A 25268-nucleotide genomic window follows, 5' to 3' on the forward strand; every position below is an offset into this window, starting at 1 on the left:
TCGTTTCCGGGCCGGCGCCGGTGCCGATCGGCGTTTGTTAGTGGGTACACACTTTATCCTAGTGCGTCCGCGACGGCATCCACGGATCGGCGCGATGATGCCGATCTCTCCAGGTAGAACCGGGTTCTCGCATTTCCTTGCAGAGTAAGTAATCACCTACTAAGCTCGCAAAGGACCGTCCTTCGGGGCCGGAGTTTCGGGTGGAGTGTGTTATGGACAGGCAAGCGCTGGAACACAGCCTCGCGCGCCGATTGCTCGACCACATCGACGCGGGCACCACCGACCTGGCGCCGGACATCCTCGAGTTGCCGACCGATATCTATTCGACGCAGCGGCACGCCGAGGAATTCGACGTTCTGTTCCGCGGCCACCCGCTGGTGTTGTGCCTGTCCGGCGCGCTCCCGCATGCGGGCACCTACCGCGCCGTCGACCTGTGCGGCGTGCCGATTCTGTTGACCCGCAACGACGAAGGCCGCGTTCGCGCCTTCGCCAACGCCTGCCGCCACCGCGGCGTGCGGGTGGTCGACGGCGGCGGCGCCCGCAGCCGATTCGCCTGTCCGTTCCACTCGTGGACCTACGATCTGGACGGCCGCCTCGTCGCCGTTCCCGTTCAGGACGCCTTCACCGGAATGTGCCTGGAGCGCAAGGGACTTGTCGAACTGCCCGTCGCTGAGGGGTACGGGCTGATCGTCGGATCGCTGCAACCGGGGCCCACCGTGGACATCGACGAATATCTCGGCCCCGGCCTGGCCGACGAACTCGCGGTGCTCGAGTTCGCGGACTGGGAGTTGTACGGCGAGCCGCACGTCCACCCGGTGGGAGCCAACTGGAAGGTCACGCTCGACACCTTCCGCGAGAACTACCACTTCCGCTTCCTGCACCGCCGGACCCTGGCGAAATACGCCTACGGCGGCGTGCTGACCTTCGACCCGTTCGGCCGGCATCTGCGCAACTGCTCGGCACTGCGCACGATCGACGAACTGCGCGAGGTGCCCGACGAGCAGTGGGGCGATGTGATGGGCCATATCAGCCTGCAGTACGCGCTGTTTCCGAATACCAGCCTCACCTTCGACAGCCGCCACGTGGAGCTGTGGCAGATCGTCCCGGTCGACGCGAACTCCTCCGAGGTCGTGCACAGCACGTATCTGCGCCCCGGGCTCAGCGAGTCCGAACGGGCCAAGGCGGTGGAGATGGCCCCCTGGATCTGCGAGACCGTGGTGGACGGGGAGGACTTCTGGGTGGCGGCCCGGACCGAACCGGGCATCCGGGCCGGCGTGCTCGACACCATCGTCTTCGGCCGCAACGAGCCCGCGCCGCAGCATCTGCACCGCGGTTTCGACGACGCGCTGGCGGCCGCCCGCCGGGCGTGAGAATGCCTGACCACCTAGCTGATTCGCACTTCCGGGAGGACCCATGGATCTGTTGCTGCGCCGCGCCTGGCTGGTCGACGGAAGCGGGGCACCCGGAAGGGCCGCCGAGGTGGCGATCACGGGTGACCGCATCACCGCGGTCGGCGCGCCCGGCGAGCTGGCACCGGGACCGGACACACACGTCGTCGATCTCGACGGGCTCACGCTCACACCGGGTTTCATCGACATCCACACCCACTACGACGCGCAGATCCTCTGGGACGGTGATCTCACCCCCTCCTGCTGGCACGGCGTCACCACCGTGATCATGGGCAACTGCGGCTTCGGCGTGGCGCCGACCCGGCCGCCGCATCGCGAAATCATCGTGCGCACACTGGAAAACGTCGAGGGCATGTCGATGGAGGCGCTGAACGCCGGCATCGACTGGTGCTTCGAGACCTTCCCGCAGTATCTCGACGCGCTGGAGCGGCGACGCAAGCGGCTCAATGTCGGTGCGTTCCTGGGGCATACGCCGCTGCGGCTGTTCGTCCTGGGCGGTGCGGAACGCGCCGCGACCCCCGCGGAGCTCGACACCATGCGCGCGCTGGTGCGGGAGGCGGTGACGGCCGGTGCGGTCGGACTGTCCACGTCGCGCCAACCGGCTCATCAGGGTGCGTTCGGCCGCCCGGTGCCCAGCCGCTTCGCGGAGGTGGACGAGGTCGACGCGCTGGCCGCGGAACTGGGAGCGGTCGGCAAGGGCATCCTGCAGGTGTCGATCGGACCCGGCATGTTCGTCGACCAGTTCTCGGATCTGTCCGTGCGCTACGGCATTCCGGTCACCTGGACCGCGCTGGTGGCGCGCGCCGACAAACCCGGCGCGGCGATGCGCACGGTGGAGCGCGGCGGTGCGCTGCCGGGCGAGGTGTACCCGCAGATCGCCTGCCGGCCCATCGTCATGCAGGTCAGCCTCGCCGATCCCACTCCGCTGGGGGAGATCGACGAGTGGAAGGAAGTGCTCGCCCGGCCGCGGGCGGAGCGCGCCGAGCTCTACCGCGACGCGGCATGGCGGGAACGGGCCCGCCCGGCGACGCTGGCCGCATGGGCGCATCGGTGGCCCAAGGTCGCCGTGGAGGAGACCGTCGCCGATCCGGACGCGGTGGGAATTCCCCTGGACCGCTTGGCCGCCGAACGCGGAACCACCGCCTTCGACCTGATGCTCGACGTCGCGCTCGCCGACGGGATGTCGACGCGTTTCCGCGTGGTCCTGGACAACGACGGCGACGACGAGATCGGTGATCTGCTCGCCGACAAGCGCACGATCCTGGGCCTGTCCGATGCCGGCGCGCACGCCAGTCAGCTCTGCGACGCCTGTTATTCCACTCACCTGCTGGGGCATTGGGTGCGCGAGCGCAAGGCCGTCGCACTGGAGGACGCGGTGTGGCGCCTGACCGGTCAGCCCGCCCACGCGTTCCGCATCCGCGAGCGCGGGCTGATCCGCGAGGGGTACTTCGCCGACCTGGTGGCCTTCGATTCCGCGACCGTCGGCACGACTCCGATCGAGCGGGTGCACGATCAACCCGGCGGAGCGGATCGGCTCGTCGTGCGCAGCACCGGAGTCGCGCACATGTGGGTCAACGGCGTGCAGACGCGCCGTGACGGCGTGGATATGGCCGACACGGCGGCGGGACGGCTGCTGCGCAGCTGATCGACCGGACCGACCGGCGCGCCGAGGGGACCGCGGAATTACGCGCGGTCCCTTCGGCATTAGGTACTCGCGCCGACATGGACGATCAGCCGACATGGACGATCAATCGGTGTTGATCCACACGGATTTGACCTCGAGGTATTCCTCCAGCGAATGCGGGCCCATCTCGCGTCCGTAGCCGCTCATCTTGTATCCGCCGAACGGCACCGCCGGATCGAACAGCAGCATGGTGTTGACCCACACGGTGCCCGTCCGCAACCGTCCCGCCAGCCGGTGCGCGGTGCCGAGGTCGCGGGTCCAGATTCCGCCCGCCAGACCGTAATCGGAGTCGTTGGCCCGCTCGGCCACCTCGTCGAGGGTGTCGAACGGCAGCACGCAGGCGACCGGACCGAAGATCTCCTCGCGCGCGATCCGCATCTCGTCGCGCACATCCGCGAAGACCGTGGGCTCCACGAAGTAGCCGGCGGCGAGATCGCCGGTGGCGATTCGCGCCCCACCGGCGGTGGTGCGCGCGCCCTCGTCCGGGCCCACCGCCAGGTACTCGCACACCCGGGTCAACTGCTGCTGGGAAACCAGCGGGCCGATCCGGGTCCGCGGGTCCAGGCTGTTGCCGACGGTGAGCGAACTCGCGAAATCCGAGAGGCGATCGACGAATTCGGCGTAGACGGGCCGCTCGACGAAGATACGCGTTCCGGCACAACAGGTCTGGCCCGAATTCGAGAACACGCCCATGCCCGCGCCCGGCACCGCCTTGTCCAGATCGGCGTCGGCGAAGACCACATCGGGAGATTTACCGCCCAGCTCCACCGAGACGCGTTTGAGGGTGTCGGCGGAGGCGCGGATGATCTCGCGCCCCACCGCCGTCGAGCCGGTGAACGCGATCTTGTCCACGCCCGGATGTGTGGTCAATGCGGCGCCGACGGATTCGCCCTCGCCGGTCACGATATTCACCACGCCGTCGGGAATTCCGGTCTCGCTCAGCAATTCTCCGAGCCGCAGCGCGGCCAGGCTCGCCTCCTCGGCGGGTTTGAGGACGAGGGTGCAGCCGGTGGCCAGCACCGGAGCGATCTTCCACACCGCGTTCGCGACCGGGCGATTCCACGGCACGATCGCGGCGACGACCCCGACCGGCTCCTTGACCGTATAGCTGAACACCGAGCCCGGAATCGAATTCGGCAGTGTCTCACCGTGAATCTTGGTCGCCCAGCCCGCGTAGTACCGCAGTACCTCGGCCTCCCAGGCGCGCGAGCCCGGGCGGCGGCGGCCCAGCGGCGACCCCATATCCAGCGATTCGAGCAGCCGCAGTTCGTCGAAGTGCTCCTGAACCTTGTCCGCGAACGCCCACAGCAGGGCCTGGCGATCGCGCGGGGAGAACTGCTGCCAGGGGCCCACCAGTGCCGCGCGGGCCGCGGTGACCGCGCGGTCGGCGTCGACGGCGTCGGCGGCGGCCAGTTCGGCGATCACCGCACCGGTGGAGGGATCGATGCTGGTGAAGGTGCGCCCCGCGGCCGCGGCTTCCCACCGCCCGCCGATCAGCAGGCGTTTGGTGCGGCCGTCGAGGAATGCGGGCAGCGAGGCGAGCGCTCCGGTGCTTGTCGACATGGAGATCCTTCCTGACCACCGCGCATCGAGCGAGCCGGGCCGGACAGGTTGTGAGTAAGAACTTACTAACACATGGTAGTTCACCGCTTTCGATCGTCTGCTAGAAAGTGATCACTTACCCTGTTAGTGTGAGTTGGCGCCCACTCGGTGCCCGAGCCGCCAGGGGAAACCATGGAGAAGACAACGCCCAACGGCGTACGCCTGCCCGATGATTGGTGTCTGCGCCAGTTCGACCACCTCTCGCCCGAACTCGCCGCCACGCTGCCCGAGACGATGGCCCGCATGCGCGAGCTGTGCCCGGTGGCCCACAGCGACCGATACGGCGGATTCTGGGTGGCCTCCGGATACGAGGAGGTGCTGAGCGTCGCGCAGAACTGGTCGGTGTTCAGCTCCGCGCACGGCCTCTCGGTCACCGGCACCAAGGGCGTGGTGCGCAACCTGCCCGTCGAGGTGGACCCGCCCGAGCAGCGCGCCTACAAGAGCCTCATCACCCCGTACTTCACACCCGCCGCGGTCGCCGACTGGGAACGGCCGACGCGCGATCTGGTCACCCGCCTGCTCGACGGTTTCCTCGCCGACGGGCAGTGCGAATTCATGGACGCCTTCGCCCGGCCGCTGCCCAGCCTGGCGTTCTTCGAACTCGCCATCGGCGCGCCCGCCGATGAACTCGACACCGTATCGCGGCTGGCTTCGCGGTCGTCGATCCCCAACCATCCCGAGTCGCGTGAATGCTGGAAAGGCCTGTACGCCTGGGTCAAAGGTTTCCTCGCCGACCGGCGTGAACAACCGCCGCGCGGGGATGTGGTCGACGCGGTGCTGGCCGCCGAGATCGACGGCGTACCACTGACCGAGGACGAAACCATCGGGGCGGTACAACTTCTCATCCTCGGCGGGCTCGAAACCACCGCCGGCGCACTCGGATTGATGGTCGAGCGGTTCTGCCGTGAGCCCGAGATTCCGCAGTTGCTGCGCGAACGCCCCGAGCTCATGCCGAAGGCCGTCGAGGAACTGCTGCGGCTGGATTCACCGTTCGTCTCGGTGGGCCGCACCGCGGTCCGCGAGACCGAATTGGCCGGACACACCATCGAATCCGGCGACAAGATGCTCATCCACTGGGCCTCGGCCAATCGTGATGCCGGCGAATTCCCGGATCCGGACCGATTCGATCCGAACCGGACTCGCAACCGCCACTTCGCGTTCGGTGCGGGCCCGCATCGCTGTGCGGGCTCCAACCTCGCCCGCTTGAACCTGCGGGTGGCGCTGGAGGAGATCGTGCAACGCATGGATCGGATCGCCGTCCGGGACGGGGCGGAGATTCGATATCACGCCGGTCTCACCCGTTCGCCGCTCAGCCTGCCGATCACCTTCGTGGCCCGCGAACCGGATCGCACCGCGAGCTAGATCGGCCCGGCGGCCGATGGTTCGAGGTGGCGAAAAGCCCTTTCGCGCATGGTCGTCGATGGGAAGCCGGTGCGGTTGACGCGGTTTCGCCGAACCGTTTAGGTGAGCAACATGCGAATCGGTGGTGCGGGAATCCTCGATGTGCTCGGCAGCCGCCGGACGGCGGTGGCGGTGCTGGCGACGATCACCGGCTTCTACTATCTGTTCGTCGCGATCACCAACTGCACCGATACCGTCACCAACCGCCGGGGCGTGGGCGCCGTGCTGTCGATGCGGGCCACCATCCACAACCCGGGTACCGACTGGCGTGCGATCACCAACGGCAACATCGCGCTCGTCGTCTACATCCTCGTGGTGATCTGGGAATTCTCGATCGCCCTCGTGCTGCTGGCCGCCGCGGCCTGCTGGCTGCGGGAGCTGAGCGGTCGGCCACGCCGGGTGCCGGTGCGGCCGGGCACCGCGGCGACGTTGTCCAGTATCGGCTGGACGATGGCGGTGCTGCTGTTCGCGGGGGCGTTTTTGACCGTGGGCGGGGAGTGGTTCCGGATGTGGGCGAACAAGGAGGTCAACGCCTCGTCGGCGGCGTTGCAGAACTTCCTGATCGCCGGGATCGGGCTGGTGCTGGTCCATCTGCCCGACTCGCCGCCGCGGGCCGCTGCGCCCTCGGAATGAACTGCGGCCGTTCGGGAACAGGGCCTCACCACCTCGGGTTGCAGCCCGTATGGAACTCGACACCGCGCTCGACTTCGCGCGTACGACCTCGCGGTCCGTCCTGACCACCGTGCGCCGCAACGGCCGCCCGCAGCTGTCCAACGTCACGCACTGGGTCGCGCCGGACGGCATCGTCCGGATCTCCATCACCGCGGATCGGGCCAAGTACGCCAATCTGCGCCGCGAGCCGTGGGCGGCCCTGCACGTCACGCGCGACGACTTCTGGGCCTACGCCGTCCTGGAGGCCGATGTCGAACTGACCCCGGTGGCCGCGAGCACCGACGACGCCACCGTGGAGGAGTTGATCGCGTACTACCGCGCGCTCAGCGGCGAGCACCCGGACTGGGCGGACTACCGCCGCGCGATGGTCGCCGACCGCCGCGTGATCGCGCGTCTGCATCCCACCCGCGCCTACGGCATGCTGCCCTGAGGACGGCGTTCCCCGGAGGTGGCTAGCGCCTCGGGAATCCATTGCGGCGCACGCTTTTCCATGAAGGCGCGCATTCCCTCCCGCGGTTCCGGCGAGGTTTCCAGGGCCAGGAACATGGTCTGGTAGTCGATGCTGCCGTAGCGCTCGTTCAGCATGCGCTTCACGTGGGCGCGGGCCTGCGGCGCGGTCTGCAGGATCTCGGTGACGGCCGCGACGGCCTCCGCGCGCAGCCGTTCGTGTGCCACCACCCGGCTGATGACCCCGAGACGCTGCGCCTCGGCGGCATCGAACCGCCGCGCCGACAACAGCAGGTCGCGAGCGACCGCCACACCGACGTGGGCGGGCAGCACCGCGGCGTAGGTGGCGTCGGGAATGCCACGCAACAGCTCCGGCACCCGGAACACCGCCCGCTCGCTGGCGACCGCGATATCGGACATCATCGCGATGAGCAGACCGCCCGCCTGGCAGATGCCGTTCACCGCCGACACGACCGGGGCGCGGCTGTCCCGAATGGCGAGGAAGGGCAGCACATCCTGGCCGGACAATTCCGGCGGCAAGGCGTCACCGGGCTCGGCGCGCCCGCCCAGGTCGCCGCCCGGCGCGAACACGTCGTCGGTGCCCGTGATGATCAACGCCGCCAGGTCCGGATCCGAATTGACCAGGTGGACAGCGCGTTTGATGCCGAAATACATCGCCGGGGTCAGCGCGTTGCGCGCCGCGGGCCGGTCGATCACGCACCAGCCGATCACGCCGTCACGCTCGAATCGCAGTCCCGCTGCCCCGAGATCGTCGCTCATGGTGGAAGAATAGCAATCTCCCTTTTCGGATACCCGATTCTTGCCGGGGCCGATTCGACTTCACCGGCGCATAACCTTGCGGCAACATTCGACATGCATGCTGGGCCCCTCCGCTGAATCGAAAGGTAAGAACCCGAATGGACTTTCTGACTGTGCTCGTGGACATGTTGGCTGCGCTGGGGGCCAGCGGTAGCGCGGCCTGACCACCCATCACGACACACCCCGGCCCACCACATCACGGATGTGGTGGGCCGCAGGCGTTCGAGGGGCGTGCGTCGAACGCTGGATCGTCACGTGTCAGGAAGAACCAGACGCGGGATCATGACGCACCCGCCTTCGCTCGCGCGAGTTTCACCCCGCTGGAAATGATGCCGATATGACTGAACGCCTGCGGGAAGTTACCCATGAACGCGCCGGTCGTCGGGTCGATCTGCTCGGCGAGCAGGCCCACGGTGCTCGCGCGGGCGCACAGGGAGGTGTAGAGCCGCTCGGCGTCCTCGAGCCGTCCCTGAGCGGTGAGGTTGTCGACCAGCCAGAAACTGCACAGCAGGAACGCGCCCTCGTTTCCGGGCAGGCCGTCCGGTGATTCCTCGTGCAGATAGCGATACAGCAGACCGTCGCCGGCGCCCAGCCGATCCGCCACCGCGGCGGTCGTCGCCGTCATACGAGGGTGATCGGCGGGAACGACGCGGCGCAACGGCAGCGCCAGCAGGCTCGCATCCAGTTCGCCGCCACCGTCGAGATGGGCGCTCAGGGTCTGGGCCCGTTCGTCCCACGAGTTCTTCAGGATGGCCTCGCGAATCTCGTTCGCGGTGCTGCGCCACATCCCGACGGGGCCGGGCAGGTCGAATCGTTCCCCGATCGACGCGGCGCGATGCAGTGCCACCTGGCACAGCGCCGCGGAATAGGTGAAAACCCGCCCCGCGCTGCGCACTTCCCAGATCCCCTGATCCGGCTCCTGCCACGATCGGCCCGCCGCCTCGGCCAGATCGGACAGATTCGACCACAGCACCGGCTGCAACTCCCCGCCCGTGCGCAGCCATTGGTCGGCGCAATCGAGGATCTCGCCGTAGACGTCGTGCTGGCGCTGATCGGTGGCGCCGTTGCCCCAGCGCACCGGGCCGCTCGCGCGGTAGCCCTCCAGGCCGGTGTCGACCAACTCGTCCGGTACCGGATCACCGTCGATGTCGTACATGATGCGCGGCTCGCCGCTGCGCTCGAACGCGTCGAGCACCCAGCCGAGAAAGGCGTCGGCCTCGTTGCGAAAACCGATGCGGCGCAGGGCGTAGACGGCATACGAGGCGTCGCGGATCCACACGTAGCGGTAGTCCCAGTTGCGGACCCCGCCGATCGGCGCCGGCAGCGACGAGGTGGGTGCCGCGACGACGGATCCGCTCACCCAGTGATCGCAGAGTTTGAGGGTGATCGCGGACCGTCGGACCAGTGCCTGTTCGGGGCCGTCGTAGGTGCACGTCCGCATCCACGACCGCCATGCATCGGCGGTGTGGCGCAGCATCGCCTCGGCGTCGAAGCGATGGTGACGGTGGAAGCGTCCCCACGACAGCACCAGCTCCAGCCGCTCGCCCTGCGCCAGGTCGACGGTGGTGTGCACGCCGTCCAGCGGCCGGTCGGCGCGCAGATGCAGCCGCAGGTTCGGCTGGGACGCGACCCGGATCTCCAGCCCGCTGAGCACCGGCCGCAACTGCGCACCGCCCTGCGGGGCGATCTCCACCGACACCCGCACATGCCCGCTCACGACGATCGCGGAGCGAACCAGTTCCGAGCGATCGGCGGGCGCGTCGTCGCCGAGGTCCGAGCCGGGGCGCACCACCATGGCATCGGTCACTCGGAGAACGCCGGTGGCGCTGCGTAATTCGGTCTCCAGCACGCCGGTGTCCGGCTGATAGCGCTGGCGGCCTTCCAGCGGATCGATCGGCGCGACGGTGAAATGACCCCCGCGCGCACGGTCGAGCAGCCCGCAGAACAGTGGTTGGGCATCGAAGCGCGGCAGGCACAGCCACGGGATCGAACCGTCCACCCCGACCAGCGCGGCCGTCGTACCGTCTCCGATCAGCCCGTAGTCCTCCAGCGGGAGATACCCCTCGTTCCGGTGGATCGGCCGGAACGGTGGATCGGGATCGTGCACGCCATCCCCTTCCACGAATGGAACGCCCGGCGACAACTAGAGGGGAGGCTATCAGCTGGCATCCGCTCGGAAAGCGGAACCGAGCGGCCGATATCTGCTCGAAATGCCGAGCTTGTCACTCGGCTGGCTAACGCAAACGCAGCGGTGGTCGCAGGCGCCGCGGGGGGATCGCGGACCGGGTGTCGACGGTCTCGGGGGCGAGCTGCCCGACGCGGCCTGTGTGTCCCGAATCCGGCACGAAACTTCTGTGTTTGAGCGTTGAACCGTTTGGGTAACCACAGCCCAACCCGAAATGCGCGCAGGTTGGACCGACAAAGCGCCCCCGGCAGGAATCGAACCTGCGACCTAGGGATTAGAAGGCCCTTGCTCTATCCAACTGAGCTACGGAGGCATGGCAGTACCAAACACCATGCCCGGTTTGGGGCAGCGTGTCCAGCGAGTTGATTATAGCGAGCGTCCAGATCCGTGCTGGTCATCGACAACGCCGTGTGCGACTGTCGGCCTCGTCACAGTGAGCGGGCCGATTCGGGGCCGGAAGGCTGTGAGGTGGGCCGCCAACTACGCTGAATAGTATGTCGTCACCGCAGGACCCGCCCGCCGATTCCGACCCCCAGGCCGTGCGGCCGGAGGCGACGGCGTTCCCGGTGCTGGCGGTGGTGGCTGTCGGTCTGACCGCCCTGGTCGCGCCGATCGTGGTCAGTCTGTCGGCGGCCCAGGCGCTGACTCTGCTCGGCATTCCCGACCCCGGACCGCTGACCACCTACGGCCTGCCCGCGGTGCGGGCGCTGGCCGATTTCTCGGGTGCGGTCGCGGTCGGATCGCTGCTCTTCGCGGCGTTCCTGTGCCCGCCGCAACGCGACGGCCTGCTGGATGTCGGCGGTTACCGGGCTCTTCGTCGTGCCGGTATCGCGGCGCTGGCCTGGGCGGTGACCTCGGCACTGCTGGTGCCGTTGACGCTGTCGGACACCACCGGCCAGCCGGTGCGCTCGGTGTTGCGGCCCGATCAGATCTGGCATGCCATCGGCAAGGTCGATGTCGCGGGGTCCTGGCGCGCCACCGCGATCATGGCGATTCTGCTGGCCATCGGCTGCCGGCTGGCGTTGCGCTGGGGTTGGACGCCGGTGTTGTTCGCCTGGTCGCTGCTGTGCCTGATTCCGGTTGCGCTGACCGGACATTCGTCCTCGGGAGGCGCCCACGACGTCGCGACGAACAGCCTGATCCTGCATCTGGTGGGCATGGCGGTGTGGGTCGGCGGCCTGTTCGCGGTCCTCGCCTACGCGATGCGCGGCGGAAAACACACCGGTCTCGCCGCACGGCGATTCTCCGTGGTGGCGACGTGTGCGTTCGCGGTCGTCGCGGTCTCGGGCGTGCTCAATGCCTGGGTGCGGGTGCCGTGGGACGAGCTGTTCACCACCACCTACGGCCGGCTGGTGATCGCGAAGACGGTCGCGCTCTGCCTGCTCGGTGTCGCCGGATTCCTGCAGCGCCGCCGCGCCGTTCCGGCGCTGGCCGACAACCCCCGCGACCGCTCCGCCCTGATCAGTTATGCCGGAGTCGAGGTGCTGATCTTCGCGGCCACGATCGGACTGGCCGTCGGGCTGGGCCGGACCCCGCCGCCGGATCTGAAACGGGTGCCCTCGCCCGCGGAGGTCGAACTCGGGTACAACCTCGCCGGGCCGCCGACCGCCGCTCGCATCCTGTTCGACTGGCGGTTCGACATCATGTTCGGCACGCTCGCCATTGTGCTGGCGGTGCTGTATCTGGTGGGCGTGCGGCGGTTGCGCGCGCGCGGCGACTCCTGGCCGGTCGGCCGGACCGTGGCGTGGCTGTGCGGATGTGCGGTCCTGCTGATCGCCACCAGTTCCGGTGTGGGCCGCTACGCCCCGGCGATGTTCAGCGTGCACATGGCCCAGCACATGCTGCTGTCGATGCTGGCGCCGGTGCTGTTCGCGCTGGGCGGCCCGGTGCTGCTGGCCCTGCGCGCGCTGCCTGCCGCCGGTCGCGACGCACCGCCCGGACCGCGGGAATGGGTGCTGGCCGCGGTGCACAATCCGGTCTCCCGTTTCCTGACTCAGCCGGCCGTCGCCGCGGCGCTGTTCATCCTCGGTTTCTACGCGCTGTACCTGGGCGGCATCTTCGATGCGGTGGTCGGCGAGCACGGCGCCCACCTGGCGATGAATCTGCACTTCCTGGTCTCGGGCTACCTGTTCTACTGGGTCGTTCTCGGTATCGACCCCAAGCCACGCCAGGTGCAGCCGCTCACGAAGGTCGGCATGGTGTTCGGATCGCTGCCGTTCCACGCGTTCTTCGGGGTCGCGCTGATGAGCATGACCACGGTGATGGGCGAGTGGTTCTATCGCGGGCTCGGATTGAGCTGGAACACCGATCTGCTCGGTGATCAGCGCACCGGCGGCGGTCTGGCCTGGGCCAGCGGTGAGATTCCCCTGGTCCTCGTGATGCTGGCCCTGCTGGTGCAGTGGTCGCGCAGCGACAACCGCACGGCCAAACGCTTCGACCGGGCCGCCGACCGCGACCACGACGCCGCACTCGCCGCGCACAACGCCATGTTCGCCGAACTGGCGAAACGCGACCGCGAGGTGAAACCGTGACCGAGGCGCCCGCGCGGATTCCGCGCCTTTTTCGCGCCGACATCCGGGCCGCGCGCGAGCGGCTGGGTAACGACGTGCGGGTCACGCCCGTGTTCCACACCGAGGTGGCCGGTCCCGAGGGGCCGGTCAAGGTCACTCTGAAGCTCGAACATCTGCAGCACGGCGGCACGTTCAAGGTGCGGGGCAGCCTGAACGCGTTGCTGCAGTCGGCGGACGACGGCCGTCCGGTGGTGATCGCCTCGGGTGGCAATGCCGGTATCGCCGCGGCGCTGGCCTGTGCGCTGCGCGGGCGCCCCTGTACCGTCGTCGTCCCGGAAACCGCGCCGCACACCAAGGTCGCGGCGATGTGGGGATACGGCGCGGAGGTGCTGTGGCACGGAACGACCTATGCCGAATCCAAACGCCACGCCGACGCGGTGACCGCGGAGCGTAACGCGCTGCAATTGCACGCCTACGATCTGCCGGCGGTGGTCGCCGGGGCCGGTGTGGTCGGACTCGAGATCGAACGCCAGGTGCGCGGGCGGCCGCCGGTGCTGATGGCGGTCGGTGGCGGGGGACTGATGGCCGGTATCGCGATCGCGCTCGGTCCACGGTCGCGAGTGATCGGTGTCGAACCCAAGGGCGCGCCGACGCTGTACGCGGCGCTGTCGGCGGGGCGCCCGGTCGACGTGCCGGTCGACAGCATCGCGGCGGACGCGCTGGGTGCCACCAGGATCGGTGACATCGCACTCGACACCGCGATCCGCTACGGCGTCGGCTCGCTCTTGGTGGGCGACGATGCCATCGCGATGGCCCGCGAATATCTGTGGCGCGAATTCCGTCTGGTCGTGGAACCGGCGGGCGCGGTGGCACTGGCCGCCGTGCAGAGCGGGGCCTATGTCCCCGAACCCGGCGAGCGGCCGGTGATCGTGCTGTGCGGCGCCAATACGGACGTGAGCAACCTCTAGCGACGAGAATTCGGAAACGACATCTGTTCACACCTACCTGAGTTGTCCACATATCCGCATTCGGCACTGGTGGCGAACCGCGAAATCGGCGACGCTGAACAGGTCACGGCAGCCGCGGGCGCCACGACGGGGACAGTCGAAACATGAAGGGGGACAACCATGTACGAGGCGAATACCGCCGTCATCGGCACCGTCGTCACACATCCGGTGCGGCGGAGTCTGCCCGGTGGGGAGCAGGTGGTCAGTTTCCGGATGGCCAGCAATGCCCGCCGCTTCGATCGCGATACCGGCGGCTGGGTGGACGGCGGCACCCTGTTCCTGACGGTGACCTGCTGGCGGCGGCTGGTGGAGGGGGTCGACGCCTCCATCCGTCGCGGCGATCCGATCATCGCCTACGGTCAGCTGCGCACCAACGAGTACCGGACCAGAGAAGGTGTGCAACGCCACGATCTCGAGATGCGAGCCGCCGCGCTGGGGCCCGACCTGGGCCGTTGCACGGCTCCGGTGATGCGGCGGGGCGGTGCGCGGAACTCCGGCCCGGACCTACACGTTGTCCCCGGAGGGGACGACGCGGTGCCCGAGGCGCCGCCGGGCGAGTCCGGCCCCGCGGCGGGCGTCGTATCGACTACCGTCGATCCGGTCTCCGCGGCGGCCGCCGACGCCGGATGACTACCGTTACCTCTGCTCCGCTCGCGCGGTCCTCCGTTTCGACCCACTGGTTCCGACACCGATAGGCTTTCCTACATGGCTGAGTTCATTTACCAGATGAAGAAAGTTCGCAAGGCGCATGGCGACAAGGTCGTCCTCGACGATGTGACCTTGAACTTCCTTCCGGGCGCCAAAATCGGCGTCGTCGGTCCGAACGGCGCCGGTAAATCGAGCGTGCTGAAGATCATGGCCGGACTGGACCAGCCCAACAACGGTGACGCGTTCCTGGCGCCCGGAGCGACGGTCGGCATCCTGCAGCAGGAGCCGCCGTTGAACGAGGAGAAGACCGTCCGCGGCAACGTGGAGGAGGGCCTCGGCGAGATCAAGGTGAAGCTGGACCGCTTCAACGAGATCGCCGAACTCATGGCCACCGACTACTCCGACGAGCTCATGGAGGAAATGGGCAAGCTGCAGGAGGACCTGGACCACGCCGACGCGTGGGATATCGACTCCCAGCTCGAGCAGGCCATGGACGCGCTGCGCTGCCCGCCGCCGGACGAGCCGGTCGGCAACCTCTCCGGTGGTGAGCGCCGCCGGGTGGCGCTGTGCAAGCTGTTGCTGAGCAAGCCGGACCTGCTGCTGCTCGACGAGCCCACCAACCACCTCGACGCCGAGAGCGTCAACTGGCTCGAACAGCATCTGGCCCAGTATCAGGGCGCTGTCCTCGCCGTCACGCACGACCGGTACTTCCTGGACAACGTCGCCGGCTGGATCCTCGAGCTCGACCGCGGCCGGGCCTACCCCTACGAGGGCAACTACTCCACCTACCTGGAGAAGAAGGCCGAACGGCTCGAGGTGCAGGGCAAGAAGGACCAGAAGCTGCAGAAGCGGCTCAAGGAGGAGCTGGCCTGGGTGCGTTCGGGCGCCAAGGCCCGCCAGGCCAAGAACAAGGCCCGTCTCGGTCGCTACGAGGAGATGGCCGCCGAAGCGGAGAAGATGCGCAAGCTGGACTTCGAGGAGATCCAGATTCCGCACGGTCCGCGCCTGGGCAACGTGGTCGTCGAGGTCGAGCACCTGGACAAGGGCTTCGGCGACCGGCAGCTGATCAAGGATCTGTCGTTCACCCTGCCGCGCAACGGCATCGTCGGCGTGATCGGCCCGAACGGTGTCGGTAAGTCGACGCTGTTCAAGACCATCGTCGGACTCGAGCAGCCCGACAGCGGCGAGGTCAAGGTCGGCGACACCGTGAAGCTGAGCTACGTGGACCAGAACCGCGCGGGGATCGATCCGAAGAAGACGGTCTGGCAGGTGGTGTCCGACGGGCTCGACTACATCGAGGTCGGCAACCAGGAAATGCCTTCGCGCGCATACGTTTCCGCCTTCGGCTTCAAGGGCCCCGACCAGCAGAAGCCGGCCGGTGTGCTGTCCGGTGGTGAGCGCAACCGCCTGAACCTGGCGCTGACCCTCAAGCAGGGCGGCAACCTGATCCTGCTCGACGAGCCCACCAACGACCTCGATGTGGAAACCCTCGGCTCGCTGGAGAACGCGCTGGAGAACTTCCCCGGCTGCGCTGTGGTCATCTCCCACGACCGGTGGTTCCTCGACCGCACCTGCACCCACATCCTGGCGTGGGAAGGCGACGACTCGAATCCGGCCCAGTGGTTCTGGTTCGAGGGCAACTTCGAGGCCTACGAGGCCAACAAGGTCGAGCGCTTGGGCCCGGAGGCGGCCCGTCCGCATCGCGTTACTCACCGTAAGCTGACTCGCGACTGATCTTGCGGCTCGCGTAGTCGGCCGACCACCCGGACGTGCGTCAATCATTCTGGGGCGCAACGTCATCGCGCCCTACCCCGGTCCCGGCGTAGGCTGCGAGCGCGGGCGTACCAACCGGCCCGTTCGAGGTAGCTGAGCGTCGCCGAGGGTTTAGAAGGAATCCACCCCGGCGCCTCGGCTGCGCAGCTACTCTCGACTCCGGCGTCACTTTGTTGCGGAACCGAATCCGAGGGAGTTGGCGAAAAAAATGACGGTCTCGTCCGAATTGTCCAGTAACGCGTGGGCGGAGAGTCTGCCGGAGCCGCTGCGGGGAGAACTCGCAACGCTCGAGTCGGCGTACTTCCGTCACGTGGATGCCGGCGACGTGGACTGTGCGATCACCGGAAGTTCGGCGCTGGTCTTCCGAAGGCATCTCGAACTGGGCTTGCAGCGTCCTGCGGGCACGGCGCGCGTGCGGGTCTACCACCCGGACGACGGCAGCGGTATCGGGGCGGCCGTGCAACTGGTCACCGACGATATGCGTCTGCTCGTCGAGTCGGTGGCGTCCGCCCTGACCCGGATCGGTGTCACCGTCAGCGAAGTGATCCACCCGATCTTCGAGGTGATGCGCGACGACGAAGGGCGGTTGCACTCCGCGGCACCGCACGAGGTCGACGGCAACGGCGTGACCGGCCTGCGGGAATCCTGGATTCACGTACAGCTGCACCCGTCCACGAGCCGGGACGTTCTCGAACGCATCGAGTCCGAGGTGCCCGATGTGCTCACCGACGTGCGGCAGGTCATCGGTGATACCGAGGCGATGCGCGCGGTACAGGATCGACTCGCCCACGATCTGATCCGCACGGCGGACGCGGGCACCTCGCCGTATCCGGTCGTCGACCTGGTCGACTGCGCGCATCTGCTGGAGTGGCTGGCCGACGGGCATTTCACCCTCCTCGGCTACGCCCGCTACCAGCGTCGCCCCGCGGCCGGAGCGGAAACGAAATCCGTTGTCGTGCCGGACAGTTGCCTCGGTGTGCTGCGGCCCAATGTCGGTACCGACTTCCAGGTTCCGGGCAACGGCGGCCGGCGCCCGCTGCTGATGCTCACCCAGGGGCTGGTACCGGCGACCGTGCACCGCTCGGTCTATCCGTATTTCGTCGGCGTCGCGGAATCCGACGCCTCGGGCACGGTCGTCGGCGAACATCTGTTCATCGGCGTGTTCACCGTCGCCGCCCTGCACGAGAACGTGCTCGACATCCCGGTGATCGCGCGGCGGGTGCGCACCGTGATCGAACAGTGCGGATTCGATCTGGAATCGTTCTCGGGCCAGGCGATGCTCGAGGTGATCCAGTCCTTCCCCCGCACCGAACTGTTCTCCTCCGATATCGACACGATGCGCCGGACCGCCAGCGCCGTACTCAGCGTGGGGATTCGGCGGCAGGTGCGGTTGTTCCTCCGCCAGGACTCCTACGGCCGCTTCGTGGCCGCCATGGTGTATCTGCCGCGCGACCGCTACACCACCCGGGTACGACTGGAGATCCAGGACATCCTGGTGCGCGAACTGGGCGGCGAATCGATCGACTATTCCGCGCGGGTGTCCGAAAACGAGCTCGCCAGTGTGTATTTCACTGTGCACCTCCCCGAACCGGGGACGCGGGTGGATACATCCGAAACCAATCGGTTGCGGATTCAGAATCTGCTCGCCGAGGCCAGTCGCACCTGGGACGATCATCTGCGCGACGAGGTGGCCCGGTCCACGGTGCTGGATCCCGCTGTGGTGCAACGATATGCGGCCGCGCTGCCCGACGGGTACAAGGAGGATTTCGAGCCCTCCCGGGCGCTGGCCGATATCGTTCGGCTGGAGCGCCTCGACGGCGGGGCCATCGATCAGCATCTGTATCGCAGGCCGGGTGCCGAGCCCGGGTCCTGGCGCTTCACCCTGTACGTCGGCGGCGGTATCTCGCTGAGCCAGGTGCTGCCGCTGCTGCAGAGCCTGGGTGTGGAGGTGGTCGACGAACGGCCCTACGAGGTCGAATTCGGCGACGGCAGGATGGCGTGGATCTACGACTTCGGCTTGCAGGCGCGACCCGATCTGCTGCGAATGTCGTTGGATCGCAACATGGACGCCGAATTGGTGGAAACCGCCGACCGGCTCGATGTCCTCCACGCACAGGAACGCGGGTTGCGTGAGCGCTTCACCGAGGCGTTCGACGCCCTCTGGCACGGCCGGGCGGAAAGCGATCCGCTCAACGAGTTGGTGTTGCGTGCCGGACTGCCATGGCGGTCGGTGTCGATTCTGCGTGCCTACTCGAAGTACCTGCAGCAGGCGGACTTTCCGTACAGTCAGGCCAATATCGCTCGCGTTCTGCTCGCCTCACCGGATATCGCGCAGCTGTTCGTCGGACTGTTCGAGGCGATGTTCGATCCCGATTCGGCCTCCTCGGACCGTGCAGACGAGCTGCGCGCCGCGGTGCGGAAACGGATCAACGAGGTCGTGAGCCTGGACGCCGACCGCATTCTGCGAGCCATTCTCGGTGTCGTCACCGCCACGCTGCGCACCAACTACTACGTGGTCGACGCCGATGGCCGGCCGCGTGAGTATCTGTCGATGAAGGTTGAGCCGCACGCGATTTCGGAGCTGCCGCGTCCGCGGCCGCAGTTCGAGATCTTCGTGTACTCGCCGCGGGTCGAGGGCGTCCATCTGCGGTTCGGCCCGGTGGCGCGGGGTGGTCTGCGGTGGTCGGATCGGCTGGAGGATTTCCGGACCGAGATTCTGGGTCTGGTCAAGGCACAGGCGGTGAAGAACGCGGTGATCGTGCCCGTGGGCGCGAAGGGCGGATTCGTGGTGAAGCGCCCGCCGGCGCCCAGTGGCGATCCGGCGACCGACCGCCAGGCGCTGCAGGGCGAAGGGGTGGAGTGCTATCGCACCTTCATCAGCGGTCTGCTGGATGTGACCGACAATGTCGATCACGCCAGTGGTGAGGTGATTCCGCCGGCGCGGGTGGTGCGGCGCGACGGTGACGACACCTATCTCGTGGTCGCGGCGGACAAGGGGACGGCGACATTCTCCGATATCGCCAACGATGTCGCCAAACAATACGGTTTCTGGTTGGGTGATGCGTTCGCGTCGGGTGGTTCGGCGGGGTATGACCACAAGGCGATGGGGATTACCGCGAAGGGTGCGTGGGAGAGTGTCAAGCGGCATTTCGCGGAGATGAATGTCGATACCCAGCGTGAGGAGTTCACGGTGGTGGGTGTGGGGGATATGTCGGGGGATGTGTTCGGTAACGGGATGTTGTTGTCGGAGCATATTCGGTTGGTGGCGGCGTTCGATCATCGGCATATTTTCATCGATCCGGATCCGGTGGCGGCGTCGTCGTTCGCGGAGCGGAAGCGGTTGTTCGGGTTGGCGCGGTCGTCGTGGGCGGATTACGACACCTCGTTGATCAGCGAAGGCGGCGGTGTGTGGGATCGCACCGTGAAAGCCGTTCCGGTGAGCCCGCAGATCCGGCGCGCCCTCGGCCTCGACGAGGATGTCGTATCGCTGTCTCCGCCGGATATGATCCGGGCCATTCTGCGGGCACCGGTGCAATTGCTGTGGAACGGCGGAATCGGTACCTATATCAAGGCCAGTACCGAGTCGAACGGCGATGTCGGCGACAAGTCCAATGACGCGGTGCGCGTGAACGCGAGCGATCTGCGCGTGCGCGTCATCGGAGAGGGCGGCAACCTCGGCGTCACCGCGTTGGGGCGAATCGAATTCTGCAAACTCGGTGGCAAATGCAATACCGACGCACTCGACAATTCCGCCGGCGTCGACTGTTCGGACCACGAGGTCAATATCAAGGTGCTGCTGGATGGGGTCGTCTCCGCCGGTGAACTGCCGGTCGGCGACCGCAACCCGCTGCTGTCCTCGATGACCGACGACGTCTCGGACATGGTGTTGCGGGACAACGTCTCCCAGAACTACCTGATGGGGATGTCGCGCACCGAGGCGCCGCGCATGCTCAACGTGCACATGCGCGTGATCGAGGATCTGGAACAGCGGCGGGGCCTGGACCGGGAACTGGAAGCCCTGCCGTCGACGAAGGAACTCGCCCGCCGCGCGGAGGCCGGGACCGGTCTCACCTCGCCGGAACTGGCGAATCTCCTCGCACACGTGAAGTTGTCGCTCAAGGCCGATCTCCTCGACAGCGATCTGCCCGACAGCGCGTACTTCGCCGCGCGGCTGCCGAAGTACTTTCCGGCCGCGTTGCGCCAGCGCTTCGGCGGTGCCATCAAACGTCACCGGCTGCGCCGCGAGATCGTCACCACGATGGTGGTGAACGAGATGGTCGACCTCGGTGGCATCACCTACGCGCACCGGCTCAACGAGGAAATCGGCGCCAGCGCAACCGATGTGGTGCGCGCCTTCGCGGCCACCAGCCAGATCTTCGACCTGCATTCGCTGTGGCAGCGCATTCGCGCCGCCGACGTCCCGACGGCGGTGAAGGACGAATTGGAGCTGGAGACCAAGCGGACCCTGGACCGCGCGTCGCGCTGGTTGCTGAGCAACCGGCCGCAGCCGGTCGCGGTCGGCGCCGAAATCCACCGCTACAGCGGTTCGGTCCGCGAACTCGCGCCGAAGGTCCCGGGATGGTTGCGTGGCCACCACCTCGACACGTTGACCGAAGCCTCGGCCGAGATCGTCTCGCGTGGTGTACCGGAGGATCTGGCCACCGAGGTCTTCGGTCTGCTCAACTTGTTCCCGCTGCTCGACGTCGTCGATATCGCGGATATCACCGACCGCAGTGGCGAAGAAGTCGGCGCGCTCTACTACGCGCTCAACGAGCACCTCAAGATCGATTGGCTGCTGCAGGCGGTGAGCCATCTGGAGCGCGGCGATCGCTGGCACGCCCTGGCCCGGCTCGCGCTGCGCGACGATATGTACGGGTCGCTGCGGTCGCTCACCCTCGACGTGCTGTCCGCCGGTGATCCGGAGGAGACCGCGGAGGAGAAGATCGCGTACTGGGAGTCGAAGAACCAGTCCCGGCTCGGCCGCGCGCGGGCGGCGCTGTCGGAACTGTTCGCCTCCGGCGCACACGATCTGGCGACGCTCTCGGTCGCGGCGCGGCAGGTCCGCAGCATGGTCAGCGGTGTGGGAGCGCAGTCGGAGGTGCCTCGCTGAACGGCGGTCGAGCCCCGAACCTGCATACTGGTTAGCCGAAGCGGTCCCGACATCGGAGTCGCACGCCGCTTCGGCTTGCTCGTCCGCCCGCGCAGGCACGCCGCACGATGTGCGCGGGCGGAATCCGATCGGAGGTGAACAGCGTGACCAGTGTCGGCTCGGTGAACGGGGCTGTGAAGGCAGGAGGCACCGTCGTCCTGCCTAAGCGTTTCCACGCGAAGGTCGATGTCCGGTGGTCGGATATGGACGTCTTTCAGCACATCAACCATGCCCGCATGGTGACGTTGCTCGAGGAGGCGCGTATTCCGTGGCTGTTCGAGGGGGAGCGGCCCACTGCCGGGCTGCGTACCGGCTGTGTCCTGGCCGATCTGCACGTTCGCTACCGCGGCCAACTCCGGCACGAGGACACGCCGCTGGATGTGGCGATGTGGATCGAACAGTTGCGCGCGGTGGATTTCACCATCGGCTACGAGGTCCGCGCGAACGGCGTGGCACTGGATTCGCCGCCGGCAGTGGTCGCCAGCACTCAGATCGCGGCCTTCGATATCGACACCCAGCGGCTGCGCCGGCTCACCGACGAGGAGCGCGAATATCTGAGCCTGTGGCGGGCCGAATAGCGGCGACGACACCTACGGACGACCTCGGTTCGATGCTGCGCATATCCGATCCCGCCGAGCGGGAGAACCTCGCGACCTTCCTCACCCATGCGATCCGGCTGGATCCGGCTGCCGTGGTGCGGTTGCACCGCCGCGGCGACCGCTACGTCACCGCGTGGACGGCCACCGGATTCGAGGTACTGGCCGCGCGCACGGTGGTCGGCGAACTGGACGTCGTGGACGTCACCGTCGCCGGCGACGCCGCGTTGTCCGGACTCGAACGGCCCGGCGCCGACGGGCGCATCGAGGTGGGGTATTCGATGGATTCGGCCTGGCGTACCGCCCTGCCGCCGGCTGTGGGATTCATGCATATCGACGATGTTCCGGCCCGGAGCCTGGTCGAACTCGCCGAACGCGGCGCTCAGGTGGCAGCCGAACACGGTGCCGGCCACGGTCCGCCTGCCTCGCTGCTGGAGCAGACCGTGCTGACCGTCACCGGCGGCGACGAACGGGTCGAGGTCCCGATGCGCGTCGTCTTCGCGCTCACCGCAATGGATTTCATTCCGCACGCCGGCGGCGAAGCCGACTCTCGCCGTATCGCGCCCGGCGAGACGGTGCGGGTGCGGGCCACCCGCAGCTGGCTGCGGCTGGATGCCCGGTACGGCTCGGTCGCCCGACGCCGCAGTGGACCGCTACTGGCCGGATGACCGGCGCCCGGTAGGTCACTTCCCTTCCGCCACAGCGGTTTTCCACCACGCGACGGTGCCTGCCGCAACCTCCGGCAGTGGTGTCGGCGCCAGGCCGAGCAGTCTCTCACTGTGGGTGGAATCGAGTCGGAAGGGCCGCTCGAACTGGTAGTTCATCTCTGCCAGTTCCCGCATCATCGAGCTCACGACGCCGGCCGTGCGCAGTGTCCAGCCCGGCAGCGCAACAACTTTCGGCATCGGCATCCGAGCGGCCTCGGCCAGTGCGGCCACCAGTTCGCGCATCGTGACCGCCGGGGCGGTCGGGGCGTGCAGGAAGGTGTTCCACAGGGTGCTGTCCGCGGCCGCCCGGATCATGGCCGCGGCGAGATCGGGCATATAGGTGAACGAATGCGGTAGATCGGCCTTGCCGAAAATCTGAACGGTCTTGCCGGCCAGGATATTCGGCACCATCCGGTCACCGGCGTGCGAGGTGCGCACATGCGGCCCGATGAAATCGGAGGCGGCCACGCTGACCGTCGGCGTCGGCGATGCCTCGCGAGCGCGCAGGAGGTGCACCCGGATCGCCGGTTTGCCGAAATCGGCGGTGCGCGGCATGTTTTCGGTCATCGGCCGGTCGACCGGGCCGTAGGAGTACAGGCTCTCCGGAAACACGACGACTGCCCCGGTGCGCCCCGCGACGTCCAGGATCGTCTGTTCGGCGCCGGGCAGTTCCGCACGCCAGGTCCGCGCGGAGTATTGCGACGCGTGGATGCAGTGGTAGATCGCGGTGGCACCGTCGACCGCGGCGGCGAGCTGGTGCCGATCGTTGACGTCCACCGCGCGTCGCTCGATGAGCGGATGGTCCGGTCCGCTGCCCGACCGGGTCAGGATGCGGACCGTCGCCCCGGTGGCGGCGAGCTGTTCGGCGATCGTGGTGCCGACGGGTCCGGCTCCGGTGACGACATGCAGATCCGACATGGTGGGCTCCTATCACTTTGGAGAGCACTGCTCTGGTGCTCACGGACGAGTGTGCCCCACATCCGTGAATATTTCAAGAGCAGCGCTCACGATTGTGATCAGCGCTGTCACATGGGTCAGGCAGCGCCCTCGCCCAGGTACTGCAACCACACCGGATCCAGATCCGACGTGGTCGACAGCAATCGCCAATGCGGCCCGGTCGGCGAGACCAGGGGATGCATGAGCGTCCAGCCCAACTCGCTCAGGAGTTTGTCGGCCTTGCGGTGATTGCAGGGAGCGCAGGAGGCTACGCAGTTCTCCCAGGAATGCGCGCCCCCGCGACTGCGTGGAATGACATGGTCGATGGTTTCGGCCTTTCCGCCGCAGTACGCGCAGCGATAACGATCCCGGTGCATGAGTGCCGCGCGGGTCATGGGGACCCGAGCGCGGTAGGGCACTCGCACGTAGTTGCGCAGCCGGATCACCGACGGCAGCGCGACCGAGGCGCCGGCGGAGTGGACGACCGGGCCCTCGGGATTGTGATGAACGGTATCGGCCTTGTCGCAGACCAGTAGCACGATGGCCCGCCGGGCGGGCAGTGCGGTCAGTGGCTCGTAGGTGGCATTCAGAAGCAGTACCCGGCTCTTGGACCAGGCGGTAGCTGCGGATTCGGTATTTCGGTGCGTGATCGCACCCGGGGACGAATGTCCCGGTGACGCGGACGGATGTCCCGGAGAGGAATATGCGGAGAGGATATGCAGCGGAGTAGCCCCCGACCCACGATTGTGGACATCGGCGGGCTGGAGTTGTCGGTGCGTTCTCGCCTCGTGTGACCGGGCGCCGTGCCGCTGCTTCATGGATGGACCCCGAATTCTGCTAGGTCGGTTCGTGTGCTGATCGGCAGACACTGTCACCAAGTTGACCACGGAACGTGCCCGTGTGCACAGTGATTTCGGTGCCGAAATTCGGGCCGGGTGCACGGATCGCCGGTGGTCGACGCGGTGCGGCTCGGTATCCGGTGCCCGGATACCGGTGTCGGGGGCGATTATCTGCCGTGTTGCCGTCCCCGCGGCGACCGTCGTCTGAACGTCGCGTGATCCGCCGGTGACCGTCGGGCGGCTGTCGCACGGGTGGGCCGTCCGCGGGCGGTGCGGGCACAATGGTGGGCGGATACGGGCAGGCGAGCAGATCGAGAGGGTCGATGACTTCCGGCGAACAGACGGCGACATCGTTCTACGAGGCGGTCGGCGGGGCGGAAACGTTCCGGCGGATCGTCGCGGCGTTCTATCGGGAGGTGGCCGCCGACGAGATCCTGCGGCCGATGTATCCGGAGCAGGACCTCGGCCCGGCCGAGCGCCGGTTGCGCATGTTCCTCGAACAGTACTGGGGCGGCCCGCGCACCTATTCCGACGAACGTGGACATCCCCGGCTGCGCATGCGGCATATGCCGTTCAGCATCGGACCGCTCCAGCGTGACGCGTGGTTGCGCTGTATGCACATCGCGATTGCCGAGATCGAGCCGGACGTTCTCGACGACGAACATCGGCGTGCGTTGCTCGACTACCTGGAGATGGCCGCGAATTCGCTGATGAATTCCCCCATGTGAGCGGGCCGGGGATTCGACTGTGACAGCGTCGTCGGCCAGGGAGCATGCTGAGCTCGCGGCAGTGGGGGACGCCGCCGGGCATACGGAGGAATCGGCGCCGCCATGGTGGCGTTCGGCGGTGTTCTATCAGATCTATCCACGCTCGTTCGCCGATGC

General features: G+C 67.5%; 18 protein-coding genes and 1 tRNA gene. 13 read left to right on the forward strand and 6 right to left on the reverse strand.

The genetic code is table 11. The annotated features are described in order from the left end of the window. Positions 1-212 precede the first annotated feature (212 nt). Together ON23_RS06645 and ON23_RS06650 are read left to right on the forward strand one after the other, a co-directional pair. Positions 213-1370 (forward strand): aromatic ring-hydroxylating oxygenase subunit alpha, encoded by a 1158-nt coding sequence (locus ON23_RS06645; protein WP_039776969.1) that lies wholly within the window; start codon positions 213-215, stop codon positions 1368-1370. Positions 1371-1413: 43 nt separating this feature from the next. Next, the gene (locus tag ON23_RS06650; RefSeq protein ID WP_039776970.1) at positions 1414-3054 is read left to right on the forward strand and encodes an N-acyl-D-amino-acid deacylase family protein; all 1641 of its coding nucleotides are present in this window, start codon (positions 1414-1416) and stop codon (positions 3052-3054) included. A 102-nt stretch (positions 3055-3156) separates the two neighbouring features. On the opposite strand, the gene ON23_RS06655 is transcribed toward ON23_RS06650, so the two are convergent. After that, the gene (locus ON23_RS06655) at positions 3157-4656 is read right to left on the reverse strand and encodes an aldehyde dehydrogenase family protein (RefSeq protein WP_039776971.1); all 1500 of its coding nucleotides are present in this window, start codon (positions 4654-4656) and stop codon (positions 3157-3159) included. 171 nt (positions 4657-4827) lie between these two features. Between ON23_RS06655 and ON23_RS06660 the strand changes: the two genes are divergently transcribed. From ON23_RS06660 to ON23_RS06670, 3 genes are all read left to right on the forward strand, one after another. Further along, positions 4828-6057 (forward strand): cytochrome P450, encoded by a 1230-nt coding sequence (locus tag ON23_RS06660; protein ID WP_039776972.1) that lies wholly within the window; start codon positions 4828-4830, stop codon positions 6055-6057. 111 nt (positions 6058-6168) lie between these two features. Further along, complete coding sequence (locus ON23_RS06665; protein ID WP_039776973.1) at positions 6169-6729, forward strand: DUF2165 domain-containing protein; 561 nt, start codon at positions 6169-6171, stop codon at positions 6727-6729. A 49-nt stretch (positions 6730-6778) separates the two neighbouring features. Next, positions 6779-7198, forward strand: a complete 420-nt coding sequence (locus ON23_RS06670) for a PPOX class F420-dependent oxidoreductase (RefSeq protein ID WP_039776974.1) — start codon at positions 6779-6781, stop codon at positions 7196-7198. Here the strand turns inward: ON23_RS06670 and ON23_RS06675 are convergent. The 3 genes from ON23_RS06675 to ON23_RS06685 all read right to left on the reverse strand — a co-directional run bounded on the left by ON23_RS06675 (position 7180) and on the right by ON23_RS06685 (position 10532). Next, positions 7180-7995 carry an enoyl-CoA hydratase/isomerase family protein gene (locus ON23_RS06675; RefSeq protein WP_039776975.1) on the reverse strand — a complete coding sequence of 272 codons (816 nt, stop codon included), beginning with the start codon at positions 7993-7995 and terminating at the stop codon, positions 7180-7182. The genes ON23_RS06670 and ON23_RS06675 overlap by 19 nt on opposite strands. Before the next feature lie 319 nt (positions 7996-8314). Further along, on the reverse strand, positions 8315-10141 hold the full coding sequence (locus ON23_RS06680; protein ID WP_039776976.1) for a glycoside hydrolase family 15 protein: 1827 nt from the start codon (positions 10139-10141) through the stop codon (positions 8315-8317). A gap of 317 nt (positions 10142-10458) precedes the next feature. Beyond that, positions 10459-10532 (reverse strand) — tRNA-Arg (locus tag ON23_RS06685). Positions 10533-10713: 181 nt separating this feature from the next. Here ON23_RS06685 and ON23_RS06690 point away from each other — a divergent pair. The 7 genes from ON23_RS06690 to ON23_RS06720 all read left to right on the forward strand — a co-directional run bounded on the left by ON23_RS06690 (position 10714) and on the right by ON23_RS06720 (position 22570). Further along, complete coding sequence (locus tag ON23_RS06690; RefSeq protein ID WP_039776977.1) at positions 10714-12750, forward strand: bifunctional copper resistance protein CopD/cytochrome c oxidase assembly protein; 2037 nt, start codon at positions 10714-10716, stop codon at positions 12748-12750. After that, positions 12747-13697, forward strand: a complete 951-nt coding sequence (locus ON23_RS06695) for a threonine/serine dehydratase (RefSeq protein WP_039776978.1) — start codon at positions 12747-12749, stop codon at positions 13695-13697. The genes ON23_RS06690 and ON23_RS06695 overlap by 4 nt, the downstream gene beginning before the upstream one ends. Before the next feature lie 159 nt (positions 13698-13856). Then, positions 13857-14366 (forward strand): single-stranded DNA-binding protein, encoded by a 510-nt coding sequence (locus ON23_RS06700; protein WP_051042141.1) that lies wholly within the window; start codon positions 13857-13859, stop codon positions 14364-14366. Positions 14367-14441: 75 nt separating this feature from the next. Beyond that, complete coding sequence (gene ettA, locus ON23_RS06705) at positions 14442-16118, forward strand: energy-dependent translational throttle protein EttA (protein WP_036499326.1); 1677 nt, start codon at positions 14442-14444, stop codon at positions 16116-16118. Positions 16119-16365: 247 nt separating this feature from the next. After that, positions 16366-21267 carry an NAD-glutamate dehydrogenase gene (locus tag ON23_RS06710; RefSeq protein ID WP_039776979.1) on the forward strand — a complete coding sequence of 1634 codons (4902 nt, stop codon included), beginning with the start codon at positions 16366-16368 and terminating at the stop codon, positions 21265-21267. A 143-nt stretch (positions 21268-21410) separates the two neighbouring features. After that, complete coding sequence (locus ON23_RS06715) at positions 21411-21884, forward strand: acyl-CoA thioesterase (RefSeq protein ID WP_262985033.1); 474 nt, start codon at positions 21411-21413, stop codon at positions 21882-21884. A 32-nt stretch (positions 21885-21916) separates the two neighbouring features. Beyond that, positions 21917-22570, forward strand: coding sequence for a DUF8185 domain-containing protein (locus ON23_RS06720; RefSeq protein ID WP_039776980.1), 654 nt, complete (start codon positions 21917-21919; stop codon positions 22568-22570). Positions 22571-22585: 15 nt separating this feature from the next. Here ON23_RS06720 and ON23_RS06725 read toward each other — a convergent pair whose 3' ends face one another. Continuing rightward, entirely contained in the window at positions 22586-23527 is a 942-nt protein-coding gene (locus ON23_RS06725; protein ID WP_039776981.1) for an NAD-dependent epimerase/dehydratase family protein, read from the reverse strand. A 116-nt stretch (positions 23528-23643) separates the two neighbouring features. Continuing rightward, positions 23644-24363: an HNH endonuclease gene (locus tag ON23_RS06730; protein ID WP_174372269.1), complete on the reverse strand. Its 720-nt coding sequence runs from the start codon at positions 24361-24363 to the stop codon at positions 23644-23646. A gap of 344 nt (positions 24364-24707) precedes the next feature. Between ON23_RS06730 and ON23_RS06735 the strand changes: the two genes are divergently transcribed. Further along, the gene (locus ON23_RS06735) at positions 24708-25112 is read left to right on the forward strand and encodes a globin (protein WP_030512691.1); all 405 of its coding nucleotides are present in this window, start codon (positions 24708-24710) and stop codon (positions 25110-25112) included. Positions 25113-25268 lie beyond the last annotated feature (156 nt).

The sequence above is a fragment of the Nocardia cerradoensis NBRC 101014 genome, assembly GCF_000308535.1.
In the GTDB taxonomy this organism is placed as follows: domain Bacteria; phylum Actinomycetota; class Actinomycetes; order Mycobacteriales; family Mycobacteriaceae; genus Nocardia; species Nocardia cerradoensis.

Excerpts from the sequence above, each read along its gene's own strand:
- ON23_RS06670 (WP_039776974.1), top strand. The coding sequence starts at position 6,779 with ATGGAACTCGACACCGCGCTCGACTTCGCGCGTACGACCTCGCGGTCC.
- ON23_RS06730 (WP_174372269.1), bottom strand. The coding sequence starts at position 24,363 with ATGAAGCAGCGGCACGGCGCCCGGTCACACGAGGCGAGAACGCACCGA.
- ON23_RS06690 (WP_039776977.1), top strand. The coding sequence starts at position 10,714 with ATGTCGTCACCGCAGGACCCGCCCGCCGATTCCGACCCCCAGGCCGTG.
- ettA (WP_036499326.1), top strand. The coding sequence starts at position 14,442 with ATGGCTGAGTTCATTTACCAGATGAAGAAAGTTCGCAAGGCGCATGGC.
- ON23_RS06660 (WP_039776972.1), top strand. The coding sequence starts at position 4,828 with ATGGAGAAGACAACGCCCAACGGCGTACGCCTGCCCGATGATTGGTGT.
- ON23_RS06710 (WP_039776979.1), top strand. The coding sequence starts at position 16,366 with ATGACGGTCTCGTCCGAATTGTCCAGTAACGCGTGGGCGGAGAGTCTG.
- ON23_RS06720 (WP_039776980.1), top strand. The coding sequence starts at position 21,917 with ATGCTGCGCATATCCGATCCCGCCGAGCGGGAGAACCTCGCGACCTTC.
- ON23_RS06645 (WP_039776969.1), top strand. The coding sequence starts at position 213 with ATGGACAGGCAAGCGCTGGAACACAGCCTCGCGCGCCGATTGCTCGAC.
- ON23_RS06735 (WP_030512691.1), top strand. The coding sequence starts at position 24,708 with ATGACTTCCGGCGAACAGACGGCGACATCGTTCTACGAGGCGGTCGGC.
- ON23_RS06665 (WP_039776973.1), top strand. The coding sequence starts at position 6,169 with ATGCGAATCGGTGGTGCGGGAATCCTCGATGTGCTCGGCAGCCGCCGG.
- ON23_RS06655 (WP_039776971.1), bottom strand. The coding sequence starts at position 4,656 with ATGTCGACAAGCACCGGAGCGCTCGCCTCGCTGCCCGCATTCCTCGAC.
- ON23_RS06650 (WP_039776970.1), top strand. The coding sequence starts at position 1,414 with ATGGATCTGTTGCTGCGCCGCGCCTGGCTGGTCGACGGAAGCGGGGCA.
- ON23_RS06700 (WP_051042141.1), top strand. The coding sequence starts at position 13,857 with ATGTACGAGGCGAATACCGCCGTCATCGGCACCGTCGTCACACATCCG.
- ON23_RS06725 (WP_039776981.1), bottom strand. The coding sequence starts at position 23,527 with ATGTCGGATCTGCATGTCGTCACCGGAGCCGGACCCGTCGGCACCACG.
- ON23_RS06675 (WP_039776975.1), bottom strand. The coding sequence starts at position 7,995 with ATGAGCGACGATCTCGGGGCAGCGGGACTGCGATTCGAGCGTGACGGC.